Raw genomic sequence first — 25,159 nt, 5'->3', positions numbered from 1 at the left:
ATTTTTATGTTTTTTATTAAAAACCACAAAACAAAAGTAGACTTGTAATTGAATTGATAATGGTATATTTGCGATAATTAATCTTCATTTTGCGAATATTTATAAGTCGGATATTCAAAGTATGCAGTTTATTATTTCCCTATTCCATTTTAATGTAAAACATTCTATACCAATTAATATCCAGTAAAAATGACACCGAAAGTATTGCTATTAGTTAACTTTTCTGAAGAATATGGACGCGGACTTTTGAACGGAATTGCGAAATACTCGCGACTATTTGGTCCTTTTAACTTTTGCCGAATTCCAATTGTAAGTGGAAATAAGAAGGAATTAAAAAATGCCATTTCGTGGGCCAAAACCTGGGGCGCAAATGGTATTATTGCTCAAATTGAAAATGATCAGGTATTCGAAAAGTTACTTTCGTTAAACATTCCAATCATTGCACAGGACACAAACGAACGTTTTATCGGTATTCCTAATATTACGGGACTTTATAAAGAAACAGGACAAATGGCGGCATCCTATTTTATCGAAAAAGGCTTTAAAAACTTTGGCTTTTATGGTTTCGATAATATTGTCTGGTCACGTGAAAGATGTGAAGGGTTTTGTGAAAAAGCAGCAGAATTCAATTTTAATGTTCACATATATCAACATCAAAAAGAAGAAACACCCCCATTATGGAGTTACAAAGAATCTCAACTTGCAGATTGGCTTAAGGCTTTACCCAAACCCATAGCAATTATGACATGCGACGACAATCAGGGACAACATGTAACAGAGGCTTGTAAAGCGATTGGCATTAATGTTCCAGAACAAGTGTCTGTTCTGGGCGTCGATAACGATTTGAGTATTTGCAATTTATCAGATCCACCTTTATCGAGCATTTCTCTGAATACTGAAAAAGCCGGTTTTGAAACAGCGCAGCTTCTTAGCAAAATGATGACAAACAAGGAAGGTATTTATAACGATATTCATGTAGAACATTTACAAATAATCACCAGAAGATCAACCGATTTCCTTGCCGTAAATGACAAAGAAATAAGCAAAGCACTGCATTTTATCTACTATAATTATAAAGAAAGAATAGCTGTAGATGATGTCGTCAATGCAACGGCACTTTCACGAAGGGTTTTAGAAAAGAGATTTCAATTGGTTCTAAAACGAAGTATTCTCGACGAAATCAACACATTACGAATTAAACAAGTCAAACAGCTTTTGATCGAAACAGATTTATCAATTACCGAAATTTCCGATGTTTGCGGCTATACCGACATCAAAAACCTTTCGAGATATTTCAGCAGACATGAAGGTGTTAATCCTTTAGAATTTAGAAAATTAAGGCAATCGAAATAATGAATACTAATTAAGGGTTTGAAACTAAGGCAATCTTTTTTAATTTTCTAAAAAGGAAAATGCAATAAATTAATAAGCCCAGAAAAAGAACTGAAACAATAATCAAACTAATAACAACAGTATCTATTTGATGTCCTTCTAATCTAAATGAACCACCTTTTTCCATAAGAAGTTTTTCATTTTCATTTCCGTAGTATCGCAACCAATTCTCATAACAGAGAACTATTCTATTGTTTATCAATTCATTTTGAAACCCATATTTCTTTGAAAATTGATAGATATCAGAAGTAGAGAGATAATCTTTATTTAGCAATGCTATATTGCCTAGCTCAAAAAGTAAAACAGAAATTATTTGATCTTTTGGTTTTATAAAAGTAACACGTTCGTTTAATTGATAATACAACGCATGTTCTAATTCTTCTAACTCTTTTTTAGATAATTTTGTTTTAGGAATTGTTTCTGAACCAAAAGAAGTATTTATTAAAAACGCTCCTGAAACGTCTTTCAGATTCTTAATTTTTGCTTCTAATATTTTCAAATGAAGCCATTCTGAACCTTTATGAGATTCTGGATTTAGTTTGATAGATTTTTTAATCCAATCATACGCTTTTTGATTTTCACCCATTAATTCGTAAAGAGTTCCAAGGTTTGAAGCTGTAGAATATCTGTTTGGTTTTAATTTTTCAATTTCTAAATATAATTTTAAAGCTTCCTGATATTTTCCGCTTATAATTAATACATATCCTTTATCAGACAAATAATCAATATCATTCGTTTTTTTGTATTGATATTCGAGATCTTGAATTAGTTTTGGAAAATTTTCTACATTAAACGTATGTCCAATAGGAATTGATTTGTGTTCATCATAATAAAGTACAACTCCATTTTTCAAAAGCTTTGTATCCCCATTCAAACAAGCAAAACTCTTAAACGAAAACAAAACCAACACAACAACAAAAAAAACCTTAAATCTATTCATAAAGTAAAACGTATTGATTAACCTGAAACAAAGAAAACCTGACACGAGGCTTTAGCCGAATTGGCGAAGCAAACCTGAAACAAAAATTCTATCTATTCAACCACCAAATACTGGCATTCAAAATCCCGGCAAAAGCAACCCAAGCCATATACGGAATCAGTAAATATCCGGCGATTTTATTGATTTTATTAAATTTGAAATAAGTTTCATAAATCATCAACCATAAAAGTGCAATTTCGACCAGAGCCAACATCGGGTTTTTTAATCCGAAGAATAAATACGACCAAATCGCATTCAGCGTCAATTGAATCAAAAAGAAACCTAATGCTTTTTTTACCTCTTCGTTTTGTTCTTTTATTTTGTCCCAAACTAATCCTGCCGCAACAGCCATAAAAACATAAAGTAGGGTCCAAACCGGCATAAAAATCCAATTTGGCGGATTAAAACTTGGTTTTATAATCGTTGGATACCACGTTTCAACACTTGGTCTTGTAACAGTGCTTGCAGAATATCCTACTGCTAAACAAACGATTAGAGCAATTGCAATTTTGGCTATCTTATTCAATTTCATGATCTTTTTTTTTCAAAAATAATCAAAAAGAAAGGTTAAACCATATAAGTCATGTAAGTTCATTTTAGTCAGAGCCAAACTTATATTTTCTTATATAACTTATATGGTGAAATATTTTAAAAACTATCTTTGCCAAAATTTTATATTTCATGTTTACAACAACTGATTTTATTCCTAAAAAATATACTTCAACCATCGAAAATGGAAATTTTGAGTGGAGCGCTCCCAGCAATATTGCATTAGTCAAATATTGGGGGAAAAAAGACAATCAAATTCCGGCAAATCCTTCGGTGAGTTTTACGCTTAATAATTGCAAAACGATTACCAAGTTAGGATTTGAGAAAAGAACCAGTTCTGAGACAAATTTTTCGTTTGATTTATTATTTGAAGGAAAACCAAAGGAAGATTTTAAACCAAAAATTCAGAAGTTTTTAGAGCGAATTGAAGTTTATCTACCTTTTTTGAAAGACTATCATTTTACGATTGACACTCAGAATACGTTTCCACACAGTTCCGGAATTGCTTCTTCGGCTTCAGGAATGGCAGCTTTGGCAATGAATTTCATGAGTTTAGAGAAAGTTTTAAACCCCGAAATGACGGACGAATATTTTTATCAAAAAGCATCTTTTCTTGCGCGTCTAGGTTCCGGAAGTGCTTGTAGAAGTGTAAAAGGAAATGTTGTTGTTTGGGGAAGTCAAGCAAACATTGCAGGAAGTTCAGATTTATTTGGAGTTGAATTTCCATATACAATTCATGAAAATTTCAAGAATTATCAGGATACGATTTTACTAGTTGACAAAGGCGAAAAACAAGTCTCAAGTACTGTTGGACATGATTTAATGCACAATCATCCCTATGCAGAAAGACGTTTTGCTCAGGCACATGAAAATCTGGATCAGTTAATTACCATTTTTGAAAGTGGAAATTTAGACGAATTCATTAAAGTGGTCGAAAGTGAAGCCTTGACTTTGCACGCCATGATGATGACCTCAATGCCGTATTTTATTTTAATGAAACCAAATACTTTACAGATCATAAATGCTATTTGGAAATTCAGAAATGAAACGCAAATTCCGGTTTGTTTTACCCTTGATGCCGGAGCAAATGTGCATGTTTTATATCCCGAAAACGTTAGCGAAAAAGTATTACAATTTATTCAAAGCGAATTAGTTGTATTTTGTCAGAATGGTCAGTACATTTGTGACCATATTGGAGATGGTGCGATGGAGAGATAATTTTCGTATCTTTAATTAAATTTTTAGGTTATGGACATTCAATTAGAAAAACGTGAAGTGATAGATATTCTGGAAGGAACAGATGACCTTTCAATCATTTTAGCGGTCAAAAAATTGTTAACCAAAAAGAAAAAAGATTGGTGGGATGATTTAACTGAGGCGCAAAAAGAGGAAATTAAAGAAGGTGAAAGACAAATTGAAAGAGGTGAATTTGTTTTGTATGAAGATATGATGAAAAAGTATCGTTAATCAAAAGAACAATAATCTTTTCAAAAAATGCAGAAAAAAGTTTATTTGAATTATTTGAGTACCTAGAAATTAAATGGTCAAAAAAAGTAAAAAACAAATTTATATCAAATCTGGACAAAGTAATTTATCTAATACAAATATATCCTGAAATTTTTCCTAAATCGGAACTAAATAAAAACTATCACAAATGCGTCGTGTCAAAACAAACAACAATATATTATAAATTCAATACAAAAAGAGTCGAAATAATTACATTTTTTGACACACGACAAGACCCAAATAAAATAAAGAAAGACATTAAATAAATATGAAAGGACCATTATTTTACTCAAAAATATTACTCTTTGGAGAATACGGAATCATCCGCGACTCTAAGGGACTTTCTATTCCTTATAATTTTTACAATGGTGCGTTGAAGAAAATCGAAGATCCTTCGACAGAAGCAATAGCATCAAATGCAAGTTTAAAACGTTTTGCATCTTACCTTGAAACTTTACAAACAGAACAACCGGAATTGGTTGCTTTTGACTTGAAAGCTTTAAGAAATGATGTTGAAACCGGAATGTATTTTGACTCAAGTATTCCGCAAGGATACGGAGTTGGTAGTAGTGGCGCTCTTGTTGCTGCAATTTATGACAAATATGCTACACATAAAATTACAGTTTTAGAGAATTTAACTCGCGAGAAACTGTTACAATTAAAAAATATATTTGCTCAAATGGAGAGTTTTTTCCACGGAAAAAGTTCTGGTTTAGATCCTTTAAACAGTTATTTGAGTATTCCGATTCTAATCAATTCTAAAGATAATATTGAAGCAACAGGTATTCCCACTCAAAGTTTTGACGGAAAAGGCGCTGTGTTTTTATTAGATTCAGGAATTGTTGGAGAAACGGCTCCAATGGTAAACATCTTTATGGAAAACCTAAAAGATAAAGGTTTCCGTGCAATGCTTAAAAATCAGTTTGTAAAATATACGGATGCTTGTGTCGAGAACTTTTTACATGGTGACATGAAATCGTTGTTTACAAATACTAAAAAGCTTTCGAAAGTCGTTTTAAATAACTTTAAACCTATGATTCCAGAGCAATTTCATGGAATCTGGCAAAACGGAATTGATACAAACGATTATTACTTAAAACTTTGTGGTTCTGGCGGTGGTGGATATATTCTTGGTTTTACTGAGGATTTAGAACGTGCTAAAGCTTCTTTGAAAGACTATAAATTAGAAGTAGTTTATCAGTTCTAAGTTTAAAACCTTTCTAAAAATTGGTTATTTGAATACATTTTCCTGAAATCTTAATCCTAAAAAGTTATTGAATATGAAAAGTATTTTACAGATTATCAAAGCAACTTTTTTAGGAGGAATATTTTTTTTAGCTCCCTTAATTTTATTACTGGTTCTTCTGGAAAAAGGCTTGGCTATCGTTCAAAAAATCACACATCCAATTGTTAGTATTTTACCACGTGTAAGCATCTTAGGACTTGCTTTTCAAGATATTATAGGCATATTAATTATAATTATCCTTTGTCTTACAGCGGGTATATTAGCAAGAACAGCTAAGGCTCAAAAACTGGTTCAAAAATTAGAAGACGGAGTTTTGAGTTTTGTTCCCGGTTATTCATTCATGAAAAAAACGAATGAAAATATAATGGGTTTTGAATCTAATGAAGATTTAAAAGTTGTTCTGGTTCCGACAGATGCAGGCTTACAATTTGCTTTTTTGATAGAACAAATAAACGAGAATAATTTTTCTGTCTTTATTCCGGATGCTCCAAATCCCTGGAGTGGTTCTGTTGTTTTTGTAGAGAAAAAAGACATCAAAGAAGTTGGTATGACTCAAAAACAAGCTTTGGCTTGTATCCGCAAATTAGGCTTTGGCGCTAAGGAATTACTAAAAAATAAACTTTAATTTGAGGTTCCTTCAACAAAAAACCTTAAATTTCGCCTCAACTTCAAAAATTATAATTAAAAAATGTTAAGCAGACAGCACAAACTTTTAGTGATGAAAATTGTCAGTTTGTTCTCTGTGGTAAGAGGTTACAACATTCCGATTATTGTTTTGGCACAATATTTATCAGCCATTTTTATATTGGCTCCTGAAAAAAGGGCCCTCGATATTTTACTCGATTTCAATTTATTTTTGATTGTCTTTGCATCGGCTATTACAATTGCTTCTGGATATATTATTAATAATTTTTACGACAGCCAGAAAGATTTAATAAATCGTCCAAACAAATCGATGCTGGATCGATTGGTAAGTCAGAAAACAAAACTTTCGGTTTATTTTACGCTTAATTTCATTGCAGCATTAATGGCCTTGATTGTTTCCTGGCGTGCATTTTTGTTTTTTTCGGCTTATATTTTTCTGATTTGGTTTTACTCTCATAAAATAAAAAAATATCCAATTGTTGGCAATCTAACTGCTGCATTTCTGGCAGTTTTGCCTTTTTTTGCGATTCTGTTGTATTTCTACAACAAGATTTCGTTTGAAGAAATTGAAGATCATATGAGTCATTTTGCAGTTATTTCGGCACATGCAGTTTTCTTGTTTTTATTATTGCTGATTCGGGAAATGATAAAGGATTTAGAAAACTTAAAAGGAGATTTAGCCAATGATTACAAAACAATTCCCATTCGTTATAACGAAACGGTTTCTAAGCAAATAATTACGATTCTAACATTCTTAACGGTGATTCCGGTTTATATCTTAATCGACATTTATGATGTGGGTTATATGGATATTTACTTTTATGTTTGTTTTATTTTTCTTTTGTTTTTCTTGCTTTATTTATGGAAATCAAATTCGAAGGAACAATATTTAATACTTCATAATGTTTTGAAATTTCTTATTGTTTCGGGCGTTTTTTGCATCGTCCTGATTAATCCAAGTGTTTTATGGCACGGCAAAAATTTACTTTTAAAGGTTTAAGATTGCACGCAGATGACAAAGATTTAGGCAGATTCTTGCAGATTTTTTACTTCTAAATTTTGTGAATCTCAGTATTTAATATTTTTTTCTCGAAATATTTAAAAAAAGCCAATTGTTTGAATCTAGCCCCGATAGAGGTGATATCCTTGTGTAGTTTACGGAACAAGATAAAGCCGAAAGCGGGAAATTATGTCTGAAAAAAAGCCAATTATGATGCTTCTATAACCTCAAAAATTAATAGCTATTAATCTAAGAACAATGAACTTAGGATTATTTAGCAAGAATAAACTATCTTTGCACAAATTACAGAATTTATGAACAATAAGGAAGGCAATAATAAAAGAGGCGGATCTAGACCAAATAGCTCTAGGCCAAACTCTAACAAGCCAAAACCTCCTATGGCGAAGCGCGCTCAAGGGCCAAAAAAAGTGAAACCTGCTGTTAAGGCTGCCGAAGAAGAAAAGGCTGAAAAAATCAAAAAACAGAATCAGGCTCCAAAAAGACAAAAAGCCGCAGACGAAATTCGTTTGAACAAATACATCTCTAATTCTGGTGTTTGTTCACGTCGTGATGCCGATATATACATTCAGTCTGGAAACGTAAAAGTAAATGGCGTTCCGGTAACTGAAATGGGTTATTTAGTAAAATTGAATGATGTTGTGAACTTTGATGGTGTTGTTTTGACTCCTGAAAAGAAAGAATATATCTTGTTGAACAAACCAAAAAACTTTACGACTGCTCTTGACGAAGGTCAGGAATACCGTAACGTTCTGGAACTTGTTCGTGGTTCTACAACGGCAAAAATTGCTCCGATTGGCAGAATGGACAAAAACACTACTGGTTTATTATTGTTTACGAATGATACTGATATGATTCGTAAGTTTACTTTACCAAGTCAGAAATCGTCAAAAATCTATCAGGTTTCGTTAGATAAAAACTTGAAATTTGAGGATCTTGAAAAAATTAGTAAAGGTTTAGTTCTTGACGGACACCGCGTTTTTGTTGAAGAAATAAGTTATATTGAAAAAGAAGCAAAAAGCGAGGTAGGTCTTAAATTACGCTCATCGAATGTAAAAGTTGTTCGTGCAATTTTCGAAAACTTTGAATACGATGTTTTACGTATAGACCGTGTATCATTTGCTGGTTTGACCAAAAAGAATTTACCTAGAGGTAACTGGCGCTTTTTGACCGAGCAAGAAATTATCAATTTGAAGAACGTTTAAAAACACTTCAAATCAGACTTAAATATAAATCCTGTTTTACTTTTGTAAGATAGGATTTTTTTTATCTAAAAACTGAAAAAGTTATGACCGAAAAGTGTGAAAATTGATCTTCCGATGGATTGGTTTTTATCTTCGACTGATGATTCATAACAAGAGAAACCTAATATAATTTTGATTCCGGGATGAATGCTGTTTAAAATATCTCGTTTTTGCTCTTCAAGCAATAATTTTAAACTGTCTAATAATTGGATATTGTTCTTTAAGTAAGAAACGACCAGTAGTGCTGAGAAGTTAAGGATTTCTCTTGCCGTTTCGCTTTTGATTCCGACTTCGTTAGAAATCATTTCAGAAATTCTGCCTTTTTTTGTGGTAAAAATTTCTTTTAGTATTGCGTTTCCTTCTAACCTGTAACAGTCATCGACTGATAAAATCCTTCCGGAAGTAAAATCAACTTCCTGATAAAATGTTGAATCGTCTGTTATTAATGAAGTAATTTCTTTGTAAAAACCCGACTCCTCCGCCCTATTATACAATCCCATTAAAATTGTTCCTATTGAAACATCAATTCCCTTGATTAAAAGAGCATCATTTTCAAAATAAAATTTATTCAATTTTGAGACAACATTAGAAGAAATAAAACGTCTAAGTTCAATTTGTAGGTTTGGAGTCATAAATTTACTATTTAAATTAGTTCAAAATAACCGATAAAGTGAGGCTTTTTATCGTTTATCAGGATAAAAATATAAAATATTTTAACATTTCCAAAAAAGAAGTTAAAATAATAACAACGAAATTAACAGTTGTTAAAGGTGAAAATCTAAAATTACCAGTAAACATAACCCCTTAGTTATCAAAAGATACAAAAAAGTTTTTTCGTAAAATTTTCATTGTTTTCCTAAAATTTTAAAAACATAAGAAAAAGCTTAAATGTATGTTACACAATTAAAATAATATTGTTCGATATTTCCATGTTATACTCAGAAAAATACCCAAATAAATGATGCAGAAAAGGAAATTAATAAAACTTGAAGCCAAAAAACCAAGTAGCGATCCCGTTGCAGCTTTTAACGCGCGTTTATGATTTTTTGAATCGTAAATTAGCTCCCCAACAAATGCTCCAAGAAAAGGACCAATTATAACTCCAAAAGGTATAGGTGCCAAAATACCAATTATTAAACCAATATTGGTTCCCCAAATTCCGTACGAACTTCCACCAAATTTCTTAGTTCCTTTGGCTGGAATTACATAATCAAGAACGGTAATAATTATAGTCAGCAAAAGTGTGATGCCCAAAATCCAGTAATTATTCTCTACCGCTTTCGTTAAATACAACAACAATAAACCTACCCAACAACTGGACAAACCAGGTAAAACCGGAAGAAAACTACCAAAAACACCAATAATCATACATACAAAACCAAGCGTAAACAGTAATAGATCCATATATTTTTGTAAATTTGTACCTACAAATCATTTAGTAAAGCTAGTAAATGTGTAGTTTTTTTTAAACTTATATTCTTTTTATTCCTGACCTTCCAGATCAGTGATACAATGCACGCGCAATCTAAAAAACTTTCGATCGACGATCAATTATTACAAGACAGTATTTATAAAAGTAATAAGAAAAAAGTACTAAATTTCTCTATGAAAGAATTTGATGTACTTTTCTTTGAATATTTTAAGCGCAAAAATGATCCAAATATTGTTTTAACAAAGACGGAGTTTTATAACTATACAGTTCAAATTGCCACTTTTTCTGATCGCCTTGCAAAATTATATCCTGAGCAAAAGGAAGTTGCAGCAAAAAATAAAGAGCAATGGCTCTCAGAAAGCTATGAAGAATATTTAGAATTCAAAGCTTCTCAAAAAAAATAATCGTATTTTTATACCAATAATTTAGTTTACCCAATTCAAATTCATAATCTTGAAGCAGTCTTTCCTTTTTTTAGCTTTTTTGGCCTTTCATTCTTGTCAATATATTGATAAGCAGGTTCCGTCTGAAAAAGAATTACTTCAAAAAGAACTAAAAACAATCAACTGGAAAGAAGTTGATGAATATCCATCCGTTGCCAATTGTGAAAAAATCGCCGACAAAAAGCAACGTCAGCAATGTTTTTTTTCTGTAATGTCGCAACTTATTCAGGAGAAATTAGACATTGATACCCTTTCAATATTATATCCGGAATTGGATACAATCGAAGTAAAAGTAACCGTTTTCCCAAATGCAACCATGAAATTCGAACCGCAATTTCCTAAAGATTCTGTTGCATATGACACGATCAAAATCGACAGTATTTTGCATGCTCGTTTGGTAGATTTTCCAAAAATAAATCCTGCTCTTAAACGCGGACTTCCCGTAAAAACGCAATTTATTTTACCAGTTATACTTAAAGCAAAAGGTAAAGAATAGTAGTTTTTTTTACCATTTAAGTGATATAAGTTCATTTAAATTACCCTGTCAATTGTTGTTTTTATGGCACGCAGATTTTAAGGATTTAACGGATTTACGCAGATTATTATTCTCATTTTATGTCACCCTGAGAATAGTAGATTGTAAAGAAAAACAATGGAAAAAATTCGCTTAAATCTGTGTCTTTGCAAGGCAAATCAGCGTCATCCGCGTAACATATTAACGTTCCTAATATTTTAGGACTTAAAAATTTAGAATTTAGATCTTAAACCTTCTCCCCTTCCATTCATAAGAACCAAACAAACTGTATAAAGCCACGGCCGAACTGAAAAAAGGATAAAGCAAACTACTTAAAAGCAAACTCTTAATTCTCGTTTTAGTCAAAAATCGATTTGTAATATAAAGTAAAACAAAATCAACTGTAAATTTTAAAAAAGCAAACAAAACGAAAAATGGATAAGGTAAAATATTGGAAACTAAAAAGAAAAAACCAACAACAAAACTCAGGTTCCCAAAGAAGACAATTATACCTAAAATTTTTCCGAAACCACTTTGATACAAACTTGTTTTTGCCGCCCAACGGACTCGCTGATAAAACAAAGATTTCCAGTTTTCAGTTGGTTTTGTCACAACAATTGCTTCATCAGATTTTAGATAATGAACTTCATCAGAAAATAAATTAGCTGCTTTTTGCAATAGAAAAACATCATCGCCGCTGGCAATTTTATTATTTCCATCAAATCCGTTTAGTTTTTCGAACAATGATTTTGTGTAAGCAAAATTGGCTCCATTACACATAAAAGCTTTTTTAAGCCCAAAACTACCAATTGTTGCGCCTTGTAAGCTTGTTAAATCTAATTGCTGAAAATGATGCAAAAAAGAATTCTCACATTCATAAGTAACTGCACCGGCAAGCATCGAAACAGCATTTTGCTGAATATAATTATCAAACGCTAAAAGCCAATTTTCAGGCACAACACAATCTGCATCTGTTGTAATTACCCAATTGTTTTTTACCTGTTGCATTGCTGTTGAAATAGCGTCTTTTTTAGGAGAATTCGAAACCCGAATATTATCTATTATCGAAATTTGGAATTTGGAATTTAAAATTTGGAATTTTTCACTAGAATTGTCATCAACCAAAATCACTTCGAACAAATCATCCGGATAATTGAGTTGTGAGAAACTCTTCAAAAGGTTTGGTAAATTCTCCGCTTCATTTCGGAACGGAACTATAATGGTAAAACTTGTTTGAGGTTTTAAGTCTATTATCTGATATTTTTTGACTTTGGCAAAACCATAAATAAGTAAAGAAATACTAAAGATATAAAGGATCAATATGAGAAATAAAACCAAAATCATTCTACTGTTTTCGTTTTAAAATTCAGCACATAATAAGCCCCTATAATTACTGGTAAAACCACATTTAGAAACCACATTAAAGTGCTTATAAAAACCACAATCCATTCGTTTACGCCTAACTTTCCGAAGAAATAAATGGCAACACTTCCTTTTACGGCAAAGTCCAAAAACTGGAAAGTAGGTAATGATGACGCTAAAAAGTAAACTACTGCAATCGTAGCAATCAAAGTAAAATAAGGTAAATCAACATCAAAAGCCAAAAACAAAAAATAATATTGATGTGAGAAAACCAAATAACGTAAAGTCCCTAAAAGAATATTTTTACGATGAATTGGTTTTGAAATCTCATTGATCTTATGCAACAATTTTTCGATTGAATATCCTTTGATTTTTATCTTCTTTAAAGAGAATAAAATAACAAAAAGCAACACAAAAACTCCGAATAAAATTGTAACCGTTTGTGCCGTTATTACTTCATGTTGCGCATTGAAATACAACAATCCGAAAATTCCGAAAATCACTGTTAGAATCATCTGGATTCCGTTGCAGATTAAGTTTAGGAAAACCACTTTTTTAGCTTCAGATTTGGGATAATACAATGCTTTTCCAGCATACTCGCCTACTCCGTTTGGCGTGAAGATTCCCGCTGTAAGTGCTGCCAGAACTTGTTTTGTAGCTTCGCCTAAAGAAATTTCATGAATAACTTTAGCCAGATTCTGCCATTTCAAAATCTCAAAATAACGGTTCAAAACACTCAAAAGCAATATAAACCCAATCCCTAAAACCGATTGATTTTTACGAAACAATGTGAGGAACTTTTGCCAATCAAGTTTGTCGTTGTGCGCCAATTGATCATAAATAAAATAAAATGCACCACCTACAATCAAAAGTTTGACCAGAAGAACTAGGAATTGTTTAGCTTTGTGAGGAATTGAAATCATGCCGCAAAAGTAATCAATTTCAAAATGTGGCAATGAAAATGTGCCAATTAGAAAATTAGAAAATGAGTTAATTTTCTAAACTTGAAACCTCAAACTTGAAACAAAAACTTTGACAAAAGAACGCATCATATTGTACTTTCTACTTTTGCTGATGGCTGCTTGCAATAAGATTAACACTGACTCACCAAAACTGTACATCAGAATCATGGGGGAAAATTCCTGGGGATATAATGATGAGAAAGGGAATTCTATTATCCCTTTAGGAAAATATAAATTTCTAAATCTAATTGATGAGAAAGGAATGATTTATGCACAAAAAGGCACTAAATATGGTTATATTGACATTCATGAAAATATAGTTATCCCTTTTGAGTATGATGCTTTAGGTATTTTTTCTGAAGAACTAGCTTTTGCAAAGAAAAACAACAAATACGGATATATTAACAGAAATGGCGAAATTATAATTCCAACTCAATTTGACAACGAGAGTTATTTTCAAAAAACAGGATTGGCACTAGTTAAAAAGAGAAATCTCCAAGGTTTTATTAATAAAAAAGGGAAAGAAATAATTCCGATAATTTATCAAAATGCACACAATACCACTTTTGACAGTCTGGTCATTTTGTGTAAAAATCAAAAATGGGCTTTCTATGATTCTTTTGGAAAACAAAAAACAGATTTTATATACGATGAAATTGCTTTAACCGATATTAATTTAAAAGGAATAGAGGGAGATACTTTTTGGAAAAATGGATTAATTTTAGTTCGAAAAAATGATCAAACCGGATATTTAGATAAAAATTTAAAAGAAGCAATTCCTTTTGGAAAATATGACTCAGGAGAAAAATTCAATCAAAATAGAATTGCAATTATTTCTAAAAATCATAAATATGGGATCATAAATGAATTTGGAAAAGAAATCCTTAAACCTGAATATGACACTTTGGAACATCCCGAAGAAGATTATCATGAATCTGAAATCTTTGAAGGAAAGAATAAAAATTATATCACTTTACTGGATAAACATGGAAACAAAATTTACGATAAAATAAAAGGTTATACTTTTGATTTTAGTCGTCTGGGAAATACAGTTAAAAGGGTTTATATCATTCGGAATTTAAAAAACCAATGCGGTGTAGTTGATGGTGAAGGAAAAGTAATAATTCCTTTTATTTATGATGAAATTCAGGATTTTAACGGAACAGTAAATACAATAGTTAAACTCAAAAAGAAATTTGGCTTAGTCAACTCTGATAATAAAATTGTTTATCCTATTGAATGTGAATCAATAACGACATGGAAGGATTTAGACTATTATATTATAAATAAGAATAACACTGTTGGAATTATTGATAAAAATCTAAAATCAATTCTAAAATTTGACTATCAGGATTTGTCACCTTGTTTTTATGATAAAAATCGTTTTATTGCAAAAAAAGATAATAAATATGGTGTTATAGACAGATTAGGACGAACAATTATTCCTTTTGAGTATAGTGAAATGTCAAATTGGGTAGAATATGGTCCTGGTTCGAATTATCACTTTGTAATCAAAAACAATAAAAATGGCTTGATAACTAAAGAAGGGAAAATTGTCATTCCGGCTATCTACGATTCTTTATTTTACAACGATGACAACACAATTATTCTCTCTAAAAATGGCAAATATGGCGTCGTAACCATTCATAATAAAAATGTAATTCCTTTTGAATATGAAAAAATATACAGCGATTTAGCCTTTGTACCAGATAGGAACGCAAATGAATTTTATGTTTTAAAAAACGGAAAGTATTTCATTGTAGACAATAAAAACAAAATAATTAAAGCGAATCTCTCTAAGAAAGAAGTGGAAGATAAATTCTCTTATTTAAATTAAAGAAATTGACAAAAGAACGCATCATATTAGGTATTGACCCCGGAACGACGATTATGGGTTTTGGATTGATTAAGGTCATCAATAAAAAAATGGAATTTTTGCAATTGAACGAATTGCAACTTTCCAAATACGACAATCATTACCAAAAACTAAAGATCATTTTTGAACGTACGATCGAGTTAATCGAAACACATCATCCAGACGAAATTGCGATTGAAGCGCCTTTCTTTGGTAAAAATGTACAATCGATGCTGAAATTAGGTCGCGCGCAAGGCGTTGCAATGGCAGCGGGACTTTCCAGAGATATTCCCATTACAGAATATGAACCAAAAAAGATAAAAATGGCGATTACCGGAAACGGAAATGCCAGCAAAGAACAAGTTGCCAAAATGCTTCAACAGCTTTTAGGCTTAAAAGAATTACCTAAAAACCTCGATTCAACAGATGGTTTGGCAGCGGCAGTTTGCCACTTTTTCAACTCTGGAAAAATCGTTGCCGGAAAAAGTTATACCGGCTGGGATGCTTTTGTGAAACAAAATGAGGAACGCGTAAAAAAATAGTTTTCAGTCGCAGTGGCAGTTTACAGTAAAACTGAGACTGAAAAACTGAGACTGAATACTAAAAAAATGAGGCAATGAGATAATTAGTCAATTAGATAATTCTCGTATTGCGCATATTTTTTTCTAATTTCTCTATTCTCTTATTTAGTCAACGATAACATTATCTAATTTTCTAATTGACAAATTATCTAATTAAAAAAATGTCCGGAATATACATTCACATACCATTCTGCAAGCAAGCTTGCCATTATTGCGACTTTCATTTTTCTACTTCAATGAAAAAGAAAGACGTTATGGTTTTGGCTTTAGCCAAAGAAATTATCATGCGCAAAAGTGAGTTTAAAGATGATGTTGTAGAAACAATATACTTTGGCGGCGGAACTCCTTCTGTATTGTCAAATAAAGAAATAAACTTTTTAATTTCAGAAGTTTATAAAAATTATAAAGTTGTAGAAAACCCTGAAATTACGCTCGAAGCAAATCCTGATGATTTATCTACAGAACGAATTATTGAATTATCAAAAAGTCCAATAAACCGTTTAAGCATTGGAATTCAGTCTTTTTATGAAGAACATTTAAAGATGATGAATCGTGCTCATAATTCGGCGGAAGCCATAAATTGTTTGACAGAAGCCACTAAATATTTTGATAATATTTCGCTTGATTTGATTTACGGAATCCCGGGATTGACGGATGAGATGTGGAAGAAAAATATTGAAACAGCGTTGTCATTTGGTATTCCGCATATTTCCAGTTATGCTTTGACTGTTGAACCTAAAACAACTTTAAGAAAATTAATCGATACGGGAAAAATTGCCGAACCGCAAGACGAAGTCGCTTCGAACCATTTTATGATTTTGGTTGATACACTTCAAAAAAATGGTTTTATACATTACGAATTATCCAATTTCGGGAAAGAGAACTATTTCTCCAAAAACAATTCGGCGTATTGGTTAGGTAAAAAATACATCGGAATTGGCCCTTCGGCACATAGTTATGATGGCGAAAAAAGAGGCTGGAATATCGCCAATAATTCTCTTTACCTCAAATCAATTCAAGATAATATTCTTCCTATGGAAACCGAAATTCTCTCAAAGTCGGATCGTTATAATGAATATATTATGACGGGTTTGAGAACAATTTGGGGTGTTTCGCTAGAAAGAATAGAAACCGAGTTTGGTTTGGAATATTTGAATTATCTAAAAAAACAAATCCAGAAATTTTTAGATGATGATTTACTTTCAATTGAAAACAATATATTAAAACCAACCACAAAAGGAAAATTTTTAACGGATGGAATTGCTTCAGATTTATTTTATTTAAATTTGGAAGAATAAAATTAGCCACGAAGGCACGAAGGCGCAAATTATCTAAACTTTGTGACTTAGCGACTTTGCGGCATAAAAACCTAATTTGTGTTAGCAAAAATCAACAACTTCGAAATTGACTTATCAATACCCATTGATATTTCAATTCCTTTAACGAATACAGACGAAAACCCGATTGCCTGGTATATTGAAAAACCTGTAATTGAACCTGTAGTTTTTGGAGAATGGATCGGCAAAGTTTCTGAAGGGAAATCCTCGACTAATTTCAATAATATTTTCTTCAATCCGCATGGACACGGAACTCATACAGAATGTTTGGGACATATTACGAATGATTTTTACAGCATCAATCAATGTTTAAAACAGTTTTTCTTTTTTGCAAAACTGATTACGATTGAGCCTGAAAAAGTTGGTGATGATTTGGTGATTACGAAAAGTCAAGTTGAAAAAGCAATGCGCACTTCTCCCAAAGTCTCGGGATCGCTCAATGTGACAACCGAAGCTTTAATTATAAGAACGCTTCCAAATCAAAAAGACAAAAAGTCCCGAAAATACTCCAATACAAATCCGCCTTATTTGTCTGAAGAAGCTGCGATTTTCATCCGTGAAAGCGAAATTCAGCATTTATTAATCGATTTACCAAGTGTCGACAAAGAACATGATGAAGGAAAACTATTGGCACACAAAGCCTTTTGGAATGTAAAAGATACTTTAAACTTAAATTCTGATGCGAGATTGAATGCAACAATTACGGAAATGATTTTTGTTTCTGATGAAATTCAGGATGGCAATTATATACTAAATTTACAAATTACTTCGTTTGAAAACGACGCAAGTCCATCAAAACCAATTCTATATAAAATTTAAAGTTCGCCACGAATTTCACAAATTTTCGCGAATTAATATTTTGCAAGCCAGTTATAAAAAAATTAGTGCAAATTCGTGAAATTCGTGGCGAAAAAACAAACAACCTATGATAACTGTTTCTACTGATAAAACTAAACTTGATGTTCCATTTATTCAGCACTTTTTAAAGGATATTTATTGGGCCGCCGGACGAACGATCGAAGAAGTTCAAACTACAATTGATGCTTCGGTTTGTTTCGGAATTTACTTAAACGACCAACAAATTGGCTTTGCCAGAGTGATTACTGATTATGTTGTTTTTGGATATGTAATGGATGTTTTTATCACAGAAGAACATCGAGGCAAAGGATATTCCTCTATTTTAATTGAAAATATGATGAATGAACCTATTTTGAAAGACATTAAAATTTGGAGATTGGCAACGACTGATGCTCACTTTTTATATCGTAAATTTGGTTTTACCCAATTGGAACATCCTGAAAAATTAATGGAAAAAAAACTATGATGAAAACAGTTATTAAACTCGAAGAATTAGGTTTATTTGTTCTCGGAATCTATTTATTCAGCCTTTTACATTACCAATGGTGGTGGTTTTTGGTTTTGATTTTAGCTCCGGATCTTTCTATGCTTGGTTATGCTTTTGGTAATAAATCTGGTGCTTTTTTCTACAATTTATTTCATCATAAAGGAATTGCCGTTTTGCTTTATATAATTGGCTGCTACTTAGAAATTGAAATTGTTGAGCTTATTGGTATTATTTTATTTTCGCATTCAGCAATGGATCGAATTTTTGGTTATGGTTTGAAATATGAAAAGGGTTTTAAATACACACATTTAGGTGAAATTGGTAAATAAAAATTGATATGAATCTAGAAACGTATTACGAATATTGTCTTTCTAAAAAAGGCGTTAGCGAACATTTTCCTTTTGATGAAGATACTTTGGTTTTTAAAGTTGGCGGAAAAATGTTTGCTTTATCTTCCTTATCTCAATGGGAAAAAAGTGCACCTTCGGTCAATTTAAAATGTGATCCGGAACGCGCTCAGGAATTACGAGCAGAGTATGATGAGATAAAACCGGGCTTTCATATGAGCAAAGTACACTGGAACACGATTGCTTTAAACGGAAATTTGTCGACTGCTTTTGTCAAAGAATTGATTGATCACTCGTATGAATTGGTTTTCAAAAGTTTGACAAAGAAAATTCAGAATGAAATTATCGAATTAGAAAATTAGGCATTACATTTGCAACGTAAGATATAAACTTAACCACTCAATTAATTTGCAACTTAGCAACTTATAGAATATGAAAGAACAATTTAAAAAATTTCTGAACGAAGAACAAGATCCAAAAGCGATTGAAAAAATCACTTCGAAACTCAACGATTTATTGATGAAAAACGAAGAAATTGGTTATATCGCGGTTCAAAAAAAACCGGCAATTACTGTTTTTCCAGATAGCATAATCTTAACCAACAAACGTATCATTATTTGCAAACCTAAGAATTTAGGTCTTTCTATGGATTTTACAGATTATACTTGGGATGATATTGCAAGCACTTTTGTAAAAGAAAACATTTTGGGTTCTGAATTTTCTTTTGGAACTACAACTGACTTGACTATTTCGATAGATTATATTCCGAAAACTCAGGCTAGAAAAATCTATACGTACGCTAAAGAACAGTTAGATTTAATTAAAAATCCAGTTGTTGCTGAAACGCCAATTGTGGAAACTGCGCAAGCTGTTGAAGAAGATGATGATCTTGAAATCGAAGAAGTTGAAACGGAAGAGGTAACAAATTATGCCGAAATTTTGCCTGCAACAACTCCTTACGAAACTTATGAGCCAATTCAACAAACGCAACCTTCAACAGGAGATCGTAAATTAAGTGAATTGTCTAAAGAAGAACTTTTTGATAAGTTACAGAATTACAAAAAATTACTTGACAATGGTCTAATCATGCAAGGTGAATATGATGCTTATAAAAAAGAAATATTGAGCTATATGTAATTTAGTCTGAAAGTCTAAAGTCATAAAGTTTTTAACGTAAAAAAGCCAGAAATAGAATTCTATTTCTGGCTTTTACTTTTATTTAATCTCAAAGGGTTTTCAAACTTTCAGACTATAATGTAGCTTTCTGTTTTTCTACAAAACTATTGGATTGCAGTTCTAATAACTCTTTTGCGTTTTTGCGCTGCAAATCGTATAGACTTTTATCTTCGGCAATATCCGCATACACTTTATCGTGCATTTCTGCACTAGTTTTAATTAACAAATCACGCTGGTATTTGTTTTGTGACAAAGTTGCTTTCATTGCGGTTTCGGCTTCTTCTTGTTTAAAATCAAATTCGCCTTTTGGAGCTAATAATTTAGCAATAATTGGAGAGGTTTCGATCGCCAAAAACAACAGCATTATAAAAAATGATGGCAGCCAAGGCAATTTATCCAATGCATTAATACGTGCCATTAAACCATCAAAGCCTTCGATAATTGGTTGCGTTTGCGATACTTTTTTATCTAAATCGGCTTGTAGTTGTTTCCCTGTTTTTTCTTTCTCGGCAATCTTAGCTTCGTTAGTCGTTTTTAAAGTTTCAAATTCCTTTAAAGTGGCATCGTGTTTTTCGCGTTTCTCTTTATAAACGGGACCTTTTCCAAGTTTTTTAGTTCCTGTTGTTCCTTCCGCTTCTGTGATATAAGTAGAATATAAGGCGTTTACTTCTTTTTCTTTTTTCTGAATATCGCTTTTCAAAGCTGCAATCTCGGCTTTGTTTTTATCTAAATCTGATTTGAAATAATTACCAACTTGCTTTTTGTTTGCCAATTCCATTTCGTTTTTTTCTTTCAACAAAACGGTATTGATTTCTTTTTCGAAAATTTTAATTTCTAATGGTTTCGAAATGACAATTGCAATTATAATCGCCAACATTATTCGAGGTGTCGCTTGCAGAAATTCATCCATAAAACGATCTCTCTTTTTGATAGTCGAAACAATAAATCGGTCTAAATTGAAGATTAGTAAACTCCATACAAATCCAAAAATTATGGCTGGATAAATAGAGTCAAAAACAGTAAAAAGCGCATAAGCACTGGCAAGAAAAGCCATAACTGCGGTAAAAAAAACGGTGGCGCCAATACCAACATATTTGGTTTGTTCGCCTTCTGAGCAGCCTTCGAGCAGGTCTCGATCGGTCCCGGAACATAGGATAAAAAATTGTTTTAACATGATTGATGATTTTTGATTGTGATTGATAGGGCAAATTTAGCGCCAAAAATTTAATTCTGAGGTAAATAGTTGATTTGTTTTTACTTGCGTCTATATTATTTAACCATCATGCTAATTATTCTAACATCATAAAAACAAAAAAGCTGTTCATCACTGAACAGCTTTTTTAAATTTGAATTAGTAACTTTCCTTATTCTATAATCGGTGCACCAGCCAAAATTTCGGCATTAGCAAATTCTTCAAATTTGGCAAAATTAGCTTTGAATTTCTGAGCTAATTCGATTGCTTTTTTATCGTACAATTCAGGATCTTCCCAAGTATTTCTAGGATTTAAAATTTCGCTAGGAACGTTCGGGCAAGATTGTGGTTTTGCGATTCCAAACACTTTATGATTTTTGAATTCTACATTATCCAATTCTCCGTTTAATGCAGCAGTAATCATCGCACGAGTATATTTTAGTTTCATACGAGTTCCTGTTCCGTATGCTCCACTTGTCCAACCAGTGTTGATTAACCAAACTTTTACGTCTGCATCTTTCATTTTTTTAGTCAGCATTTCAGCGTAACGTGTTGGATGCAAAGGCATAAATGGTGCTCCAAAACAAGCAGAAAAATTAGGTTGTGGTTCTGTAACTCCCGCTTCTGTTCCGGCAACTTTTGCTGTATATCCAGAGATAAAATGGTAAGCAGCCTGCCCTGGCGTTAATTTTGAAATTGGAGGCAAAATTCCGAAAGAATCTGCCGTTAAGAAAAATATATTTTTAGGATTATGTCCAATAGATCCCGGCTGAATATTATCAATATGTGTGATTGGGTAACTTACACGAGTATTTTGAGTGATCGAAACATCATCATAATCCACTTCGTTTGTTCCCGGTTTGAAAACCACATTTTCTAAAAGCGCTCCTTTTTTGATTGCTCTAAAAATGTCCGGTTCATTTTCTTCTGTCAGGTTAATCACCTTTGCATAACAACCACCTTCAAAGTTGAAAACAGTATTTTCGGCAGTCCAACCGTGTTCATCATCTCCAATTAACTTACGTGCAGGATCTGCTGATAAAGTTGTTTTTCCTGTTCCTGATAATCCAAAGAAAATTGCAGTATCTCCAGCTTCTCCAACATTTGCACTACAATGCATTGGTAAAGTATTTTCGAAAACCGGCAGAATGAAATTTAAAGCAGAGAAAATTCCTTTTTTCATTTCTCCGGTATAACCAGTTCCACCAATAAGTGCTACTTTTTTAGTAAAATTCAAAATAGCAAAATTAGACTGACGTGTTCCGTCTACAGCAGGATCTGCCATAAAACTTGGAGCACAAATCACGGTCCATTCCGGAGTAAAGTTTGCAAGTTCAGACTCTTCAGGTCTTAAAAACATGTTATAGCAAAACAAGTTTGACCAGGCTGTTTCTGTAACAACGCGAACATTTAATCTATAGTTTGCATCTGAACAAACATAAGAATCACGTACAAAAACTTCTTTGTCTGATAAAAACTGTGTTACTTTATTGTATAATTTTTCGAATGCTTCTGTTGAAAACGGAATATTGACATTTCCCCACCAAACTTTGTCTTCAGTAATACTGTCTTTTACAATAAAACGATCTTGTGGAGAACGTCCTGTAAATTCGCCTGTATTAATTGCCAAAGCTCCAGTAGAGTTCTCAACACCTTGGCCTGATTGCAAAGTAATCGCATGCAATTCATCTGCAGATAATTGGTAGCGAACTTTTGCATTTTCAATTCCTAAATCCTTTAGCGAAATCGATTGCGTGAAAACTGTGTGACTGTCCATAAATTTTTAGTTGTGTGTGATATTAGTAAAAAGCAAAATTATAGAATTTATTATTAAACCTTTAAAAATATTTCAATTTCACTTTGATTTATATCAATAAAGTAAAATTTGATCTTTAAAATTAATAAAACAAAAAAATAACCGCTTTTAATTTGTTTTCTTATAACCTTATAAATGAATTTGTTACATTTTTTTCTTTTTAAAGTAAAAAACAAAATAAATTCACATAAACAAGATTATATGTTATTTATGTGACAAAATTAAAGATTAATTTTTAGATAGAATTTTTTATTCGGGATTTTATGATTTTCTCCTCAAAATCGTAACAAATAATAACGCCCAAGCAATAATTAATAAGAAACCGCCTAAAGGTGTTGCGAATACGATAATTTTAAAATCGAACAAAGTGAAGTTTTTTGTAGCCAATAAATAGATTGAACCGCTAAACAGAACGACACCGGCAACAACTAAATTATAGATTGTTTTTAAGGTTTTTTCGGCAATGTCTTTTCTGGTAGACAAAAAGAATAAAAAGAAAGCATGATACATTTGATAACGAACTCCAACTTCAAAAGTATTTAACTCTTCGAACGATAAATATTTTTTTAATAAATGCGCTCCAAAAGCACCCAAAATAATAGCTACCATTCCGATAAAAGCTCCTGTTAAAACAATTCTTCTTTTCATAGTTTCTATACTTTTCTATTTTTCAAACAAAAATACTTCAATAGAATTGAAAAAGCTTTTCTCTTTTTAAAAATCTTTCATTAAAAGGAAATCCGCCACATTTTAATAGTAAAATAAAAAATAATGTATTTTTAGTAAATTAAAATTGTTACATATATAACATTTTAATATATTTGTGTTATAAATTTAAAACATGAGAAGCATTTTAATTATTGGAGCAGGGAGATCTGCATCGTCGTTAATACGATATTTGTTATCAAAATCTGAGACTGAAAATCTACATCTTATTGTAGCGGATCTATCTTTGGCCCTAGCCGAAAAAAAGACTCAGAAACATCCCAATGCAACTCCAATAGCTTTAGATATTTTTAATGCTCCCCAAAGAAAGGCTGTCATCGAAAAAGCTTCTATAGTTATCTCGATGCTGCCGGCACATTTGCATATTGAAATTGCCAAAGATTGTCTTGAATTTAAAAAACATCTTGTTACTGCCTCTTATATAAGTGATGCAATGCAAGCTCTTGATGAAGAAGCGAAGAAAAACAATTTGATTTTTATGAACGAAATTGGTCTTGATCCAGGTATCGACCATATGAGTGCCATGAAAGTTATTGACGAAATTAGAGCAAAAGGCGGTAAAATGTTACTTTTTGAATCGTTTTGTGGTGGTTTAGTCGCTCCGGAATCTGACAATAATTTATGGAATTACAAATTTACCTGGGCGCCTAGAAACGTTGTTTTGGCCGGTCAGGGCGGTGCAGCAAAATTTATTCAGGAAGGAACTTATAAATACATTCCATACGGAACTGTCTTCCGCAGAACCGAATTTCTAGAAGTAGAAGATTATGGCAAGTTTGAAGCTTATTCGAATCGCGATTCTCTTAAATACAGATCGATTTATGGCTTAGACGATATTCTGACTTTATATAGAGGAACTATCAGAAGAGTTGGATATTCGAAAGCCTGGAATATGTTTGTACAATTGGGTATGACGGATGATAGTTATATCATGGAAGGTTCAGAAAAAATGAGTTATCGCGAGTTTGTGAACTCTTTCCTGCCGTATCACCCAACAGATTCTGTAGAAATTAAAATGAGATTGCTTTTAAAAATCGATCAGGACGATATTATGTGGGATAAACTTCTTGAACTGGATTTGTTTAATCCTGACAAAAAAGTGAATTTGCCTAATGCAACTCCAGCTCAGATATTAGAAAAAATACTTTCGGACAGTTGGACTCTGGAACCAAACGATAAAGATATGATTGTAATGTATCATAAGTTTGGTTATGAACTCAACGGCGAGAAAAAACAAATAGACTCAAAAATGGTTTGTATTGGCGACGATCAAACGTATACAGCAATGGCAAAAACGGTTGGATTACCGGTTGCAATGGCGACATTATTGATTTTGAATAAAAAAATTACAACTCCTGGTGTACAGCTTCCGATAAAAGAAGAAGTGTATCAACCAATTTTGAAGGAGTTAGAAGAATATGGGGTGGTTTTTAACGAACAGGTTATGCCCTATTTTGGTTACAATCCAGATTTGTTCTAAGATTTGGATTGT

Annotated in this window: 28 protein-coding genes; 19 read left to right on the top strand and 9 right to left on the bottom strand. The window is 32.1% G+C overall.

Features of this window, described 5'->3' with window-relative positions; translation table 11 throughout:
* The first annotated feature begins 189 nt into the window (after positions 1-189).
* Positions 190-1,353 carry a xylose operon transcription regulator XylR gene (locus EAH81_RS24985; RefSeq protein ID WP_140511712.1) on the top strand — a complete coding sequence of 388 codons (1,164 nt, stop codon included), beginning with the start codon at positions 190-192 and terminating at the stop codon, positions 1,351-1,353.
* 10 nt (positions 1,354-1,363) lie between these two features.
* On the opposite strand, the gene EAH81_RS24980 is transcribed toward EAH81_RS24985, so the two are convergent.
* Together EAH81_RS24980 and EAH81_RS24975 are read right to left on the bottom strand one after the other, a co-directional pair.
* The gene (locus EAH81_RS24980) at positions 1,364-2,332 is read right to left on the bottom strand and encodes a tetratricopeptide repeat protein (protein WP_140511711.1); all 969 of its coding nucleotides are present in this window, start codon (positions 2,330-2,332) and stop codon (positions 1,364-1,366) included.
* Between the two features lie 88 nt (positions 2,333-2,420).
* On the bottom strand, positions 2,421-2,897 hold the full coding sequence (locus EAH81_RS24975; RefSeq protein WP_140511744.1) for a TspO/MBR family protein: 477 nt from the start codon (positions 2,895-2,897) through the stop codon (positions 2,421-2,423).
* A gap of 155 nt (positions 2,898-3,052) precedes the next feature.
* On the opposite strand from EAH81_RS24975, the gene EAH81_RS24970 reads away from it, so the two are divergent.
* The 7 genes from EAH81_RS24970 (at position 3,053) to EAH81_RS24940 (ending at position 8,540) form a co-directional block, all read left to right on the top strand.
* The gene (locus EAH81_RS24970; RefSeq protein WP_140511710.1) at positions 3,053-4,138 is read left to right on the top strand and encodes a diphosphomevalonate/mevalonate 3,5-bisphosphate decarboxylase family protein; all 1,086 of its coding nucleotides are present in this window, start codon (positions 3,053-3,055) and stop codon (positions 4,136-4,138) included.
* A gap of 30 nt (positions 4,139-4,168) precedes the next feature.
* Positions 4,169-4,387, top strand: a complete 219-nt coding sequence (locus EAH81_RS24965) for a hypothetical protein (RefSeq protein WP_140511709.1) — start codon at positions 4,169-4,171, stop codon at positions 4,385-4,387.
* On the top strand, positions 4,387-4,692 hold the full coding sequence (locus EAH81_RS24960; RefSeq protein WP_140511743.1) for a type II toxin-antitoxin system RelE/ParE family toxin: 306 nt from the start codon (positions 4,387-4,389) through the stop codon (positions 4,690-4,692). The genes EAH81_RS24965 and EAH81_RS24960 overlap by 1 nt, the downstream gene beginning before the upstream one ends.
* Positions 4,693-4,694: 2 nt before the next feature.
* A complete protein-coding gene (locus EAH81_RS24955; RefSeq protein WP_140511708.1) occupies positions 4,695-5,633 on the top strand; it encodes a mevalonate kinase in 939 nt (312 codons plus the stop codon).
* 73 nt (positions 5,634-5,706) lie between these two features.
* A complete protein-coding gene (locus EAH81_RS24950) occupies positions 5,707-6,297 on the top strand; it encodes a DUF502 domain-containing protein (RefSeq protein ID WP_140511707.1) in 591 nt (196 codons plus the stop codon).
* A 63-nt stretch (positions 6,298-6,360) separates the two neighbouring features.
* Complete coding sequence (locus EAH81_RS24945; RefSeq protein WP_140511706.1) at positions 6,361-7,317, top strand: geranylgeranylglycerol-phosphate geranylgeranyltransferase; 957 nt, start codon at positions 6,361-6,363, stop codon at positions 7,315-7,317.
* 314 nt (positions 7,318-7,631) lie between these two features.
* Positions 7,632-8,540, top strand: coding sequence for a pseudouridine synthase (locus EAH81_RS24940; protein ID WP_140511705.1), 909 nt, complete (start codon positions 7,632-7,634; stop codon positions 8,538-8,540).
* Between the two features lie 65 nt (positions 8,541-8,605).
* Here EAH81_RS24940 and EAH81_RS24935 read toward each other — a convergent pair whose 3' ends face one another.
* Both EAH81_RS24935 and EAH81_RS24930 read right to left on the bottom strand, forming a co-directional pair.
* A complete protein-coding gene (locus EAH81_RS24935; RefSeq protein ID WP_140511704.1) occupies positions 8,606-9,211 on the bottom strand; it encodes a DUF937 domain-containing protein in 606 nt (201 codons plus the stop codon).
* Positions 9,212-9,482: 271 nt separating this feature from the next.
* Complete coding sequence (locus EAH81_RS24930; protein ID WP_140511703.1) at positions 9,483-9,983, bottom strand: DUF456 domain-containing protein; 501 nt, start codon at positions 9,981-9,983, stop codon at positions 9,483-9,485.
* 201 nt (positions 9,984-10,184) lie between these two features.
* Between EAH81_RS24930 and EAH81_RS24925 the strand changes: the two genes are divergently transcribed.
* Both EAH81_RS24925 and EAH81_RS24920 read left to right on the top strand, forming a co-directional pair.
* On the top strand, positions 10,185-10,415 hold the full coding sequence (locus EAH81_RS24925) for a hypothetical protein (protein WP_140511702.1): 231 nt from the start codon (positions 10,185-10,187) through the stop codon (positions 10,413-10,415).
* Positions 10,416-10,464: 49 nt separating this feature from the next.
* Positions 10,465-10,950, top strand: a complete 486-nt coding sequence (locus tag EAH81_RS24920; protein ID WP_140511701.1) for a hypothetical protein — start codon at positions 10,465-10,467, stop codon at positions 10,948-10,950.
* Between the two features lie 258 nt (positions 10,951-11,208).
* Here EAH81_RS24920 and EAH81_RS24915 read toward each other — a convergent pair whose 3' ends face one another.
* Positions 11,209-12,312: a glycosyltransferase family 2 protein gene (locus EAH81_RS24915; protein ID WP_140511700.1), complete on the bottom strand. Its 1,104-nt coding sequence runs from the start codon at positions 12,310-12,312 to the stop codon at positions 11,209-11,211.
* Positions 12,309-13,253, bottom strand: a complete 945-nt coding sequence (locus tag EAH81_RS24910) for a lysylphosphatidylglycerol synthase domain-containing protein (RefSeq protein WP_140511699.1) — start codon at positions 13,251-13,253, stop codon at positions 12,309-12,311. The genes EAH81_RS24915 and EAH81_RS24910 overlap by 4 nt, the downstream gene beginning before the upstream one ends.
* 205 nt (positions 13,254-13,458) lie before the next feature.
* Between EAH81_RS24910 and EAH81_RS24905 the strand changes: the two genes are divergently transcribed.
* From EAH81_RS24905 to EAH81_RS24870, 8 genes are all read left to right on the top strand, one after another.
* Positions 13,459-15,129, top strand: a complete 1,671-nt coding sequence (locus EAH81_RS24905; protein WP_161595856.1) for a WG repeat-containing protein — start codon at positions 13,459-13,461, stop codon at positions 15,127-15,129.
* A gap of 5 nt (positions 15,130-15,134) precedes the next feature.
* The gene (ruvC, locus tag EAH81_RS24900; RefSeq protein WP_065449180.1) at positions 15,135-15,689 is read left to right on the top strand and encodes a crossover junction endodeoxyribonuclease RuvC; all 555 of its coding nucleotides are present in this window, start codon (positions 15,135-15,137) and stop codon (positions 15,687-15,689) included.
* A gap of 200 nt (positions 15,690-15,889) precedes the next feature.
* Entirely contained in the window at positions 15,890-17,026 is a 1,137-nt protein-coding gene (gene hemW / locus EAH81_RS24895; protein ID WP_140511697.1) for a radical SAM family heme chaperone HemW, read from the top strand.
* Between the two features lie 78 nt (positions 17,027-17,104).
* The gene (locus tag EAH81_RS24890) at positions 17,105-17,884 is read left to right on the top strand and encodes a cyclase family protein (protein ID WP_140511696.1); all 780 of its coding nucleotides are present in this window, start codon (positions 17,105-17,107) and stop codon (positions 17,882-17,884) included.
* 106 nt (positions 17,885-17,990) lie between these two features.
* Entirely contained in the window at positions 17,991-18,389 is a 399-nt protein-coding gene (locus EAH81_RS24885; RefSeq protein ID WP_140511695.1) for a GNAT family N-acetyltransferase, read from the top strand.
* Complete coding sequence (locus EAH81_RS24880; protein WP_140511742.1) at positions 18,389-18,739, top strand: DUF4260 domain-containing protein; 351 nt, start codon at positions 18,389-18,391, stop codon at positions 18,737-18,739. Before EAH81_RS24885 ends, EAH81_RS24880 begins: the two co-directional genes overlap by 1 nt.
* Positions 18,740-18,747: 8 nt before the next feature.
* Positions 18,748-19,119, top strand: a complete 372-nt coding sequence (locus tag EAH81_RS24875; RefSeq protein WP_140511694.1) for an MmcQ/YjbR family DNA-binding protein — start codon at positions 18,748-18,750, stop codon at positions 19,117-19,119.
* A gap of 70 nt (positions 19,120-19,189) precedes the next feature.
* On the top strand, positions 19,190-19,894 hold the full coding sequence (locus EAH81_RS24870; RefSeq protein WP_140511693.1) for a PH domain-containing protein: 705 nt from the start codon (positions 19,190-19,192) through the stop codon (positions 19,892-19,894).
* 112 nt (positions 19,895-20,006) lie between these two features.
* Here the strand turns inward: EAH81_RS24870 and EAH81_RS24865 are convergent, their stop codons facing one another.
* From EAH81_RS24865 to EAH81_RS24855, 3 genes are all read right to left on the bottom strand, one after another.
* Complete coding sequence (locus EAH81_RS24865; protein WP_140511692.1) at positions 20,007-21,107, bottom strand: DUF4407 domain-containing protein; 1,101 nt, start codon at positions 21,105-21,107, stop codon at positions 20,007-20,009.
* A gap of 190 nt (positions 21,108-21,297) precedes the next feature.
* Positions 21,298-22,902, bottom strand: coding sequence for a phosphoenolpyruvate carboxykinase (ATP) (pckA, locus tag EAH81_RS24860; protein WP_140511691.1), 1,605 nt, complete (start codon positions 22,900-22,902; stop codon positions 21,298-21,300).
* Between the two features lie 300 nt (positions 22,903-23,202).
* Positions 23,203-23,589: a DUF423 domain-containing protein gene (locus EAH81_RS24855; protein WP_140511690.1), complete on the bottom strand. Its 387-nt coding sequence runs from the start codon at positions 23,587-23,589 to the stop codon at positions 23,203-23,205.
* 193 nt (positions 23,590-23,782) lie between these two features.
* Between EAH81_RS24855 and EAH81_RS24850 the strand changes: the two genes are divergently transcribed.
* Entirely contained in the window at positions 23,783-25,147 is a 1,365-nt protein-coding gene (locus tag EAH81_RS24850) for a saccharopine dehydrogenase family protein (RefSeq protein ID WP_140511689.1), read from the top strand.
* Positions 25,148-25,159: the final 12 nt, after the last annotated feature.

The organism is Flavobacterium pectinovorum, from assembly GCF_006438875.1.
Classification (GTDB): Bacteria; Bacteroidota; Bacteroidia; order Flavobacteriales; family Flavobacteriaceae; genus Flavobacterium; species Flavobacterium pectinovorum_A.
The sequence above is the reverse complement of the archived record's forward strand: the minus strand, read 5'-3'. Positions and strand labels throughout refer to the sequence as shown.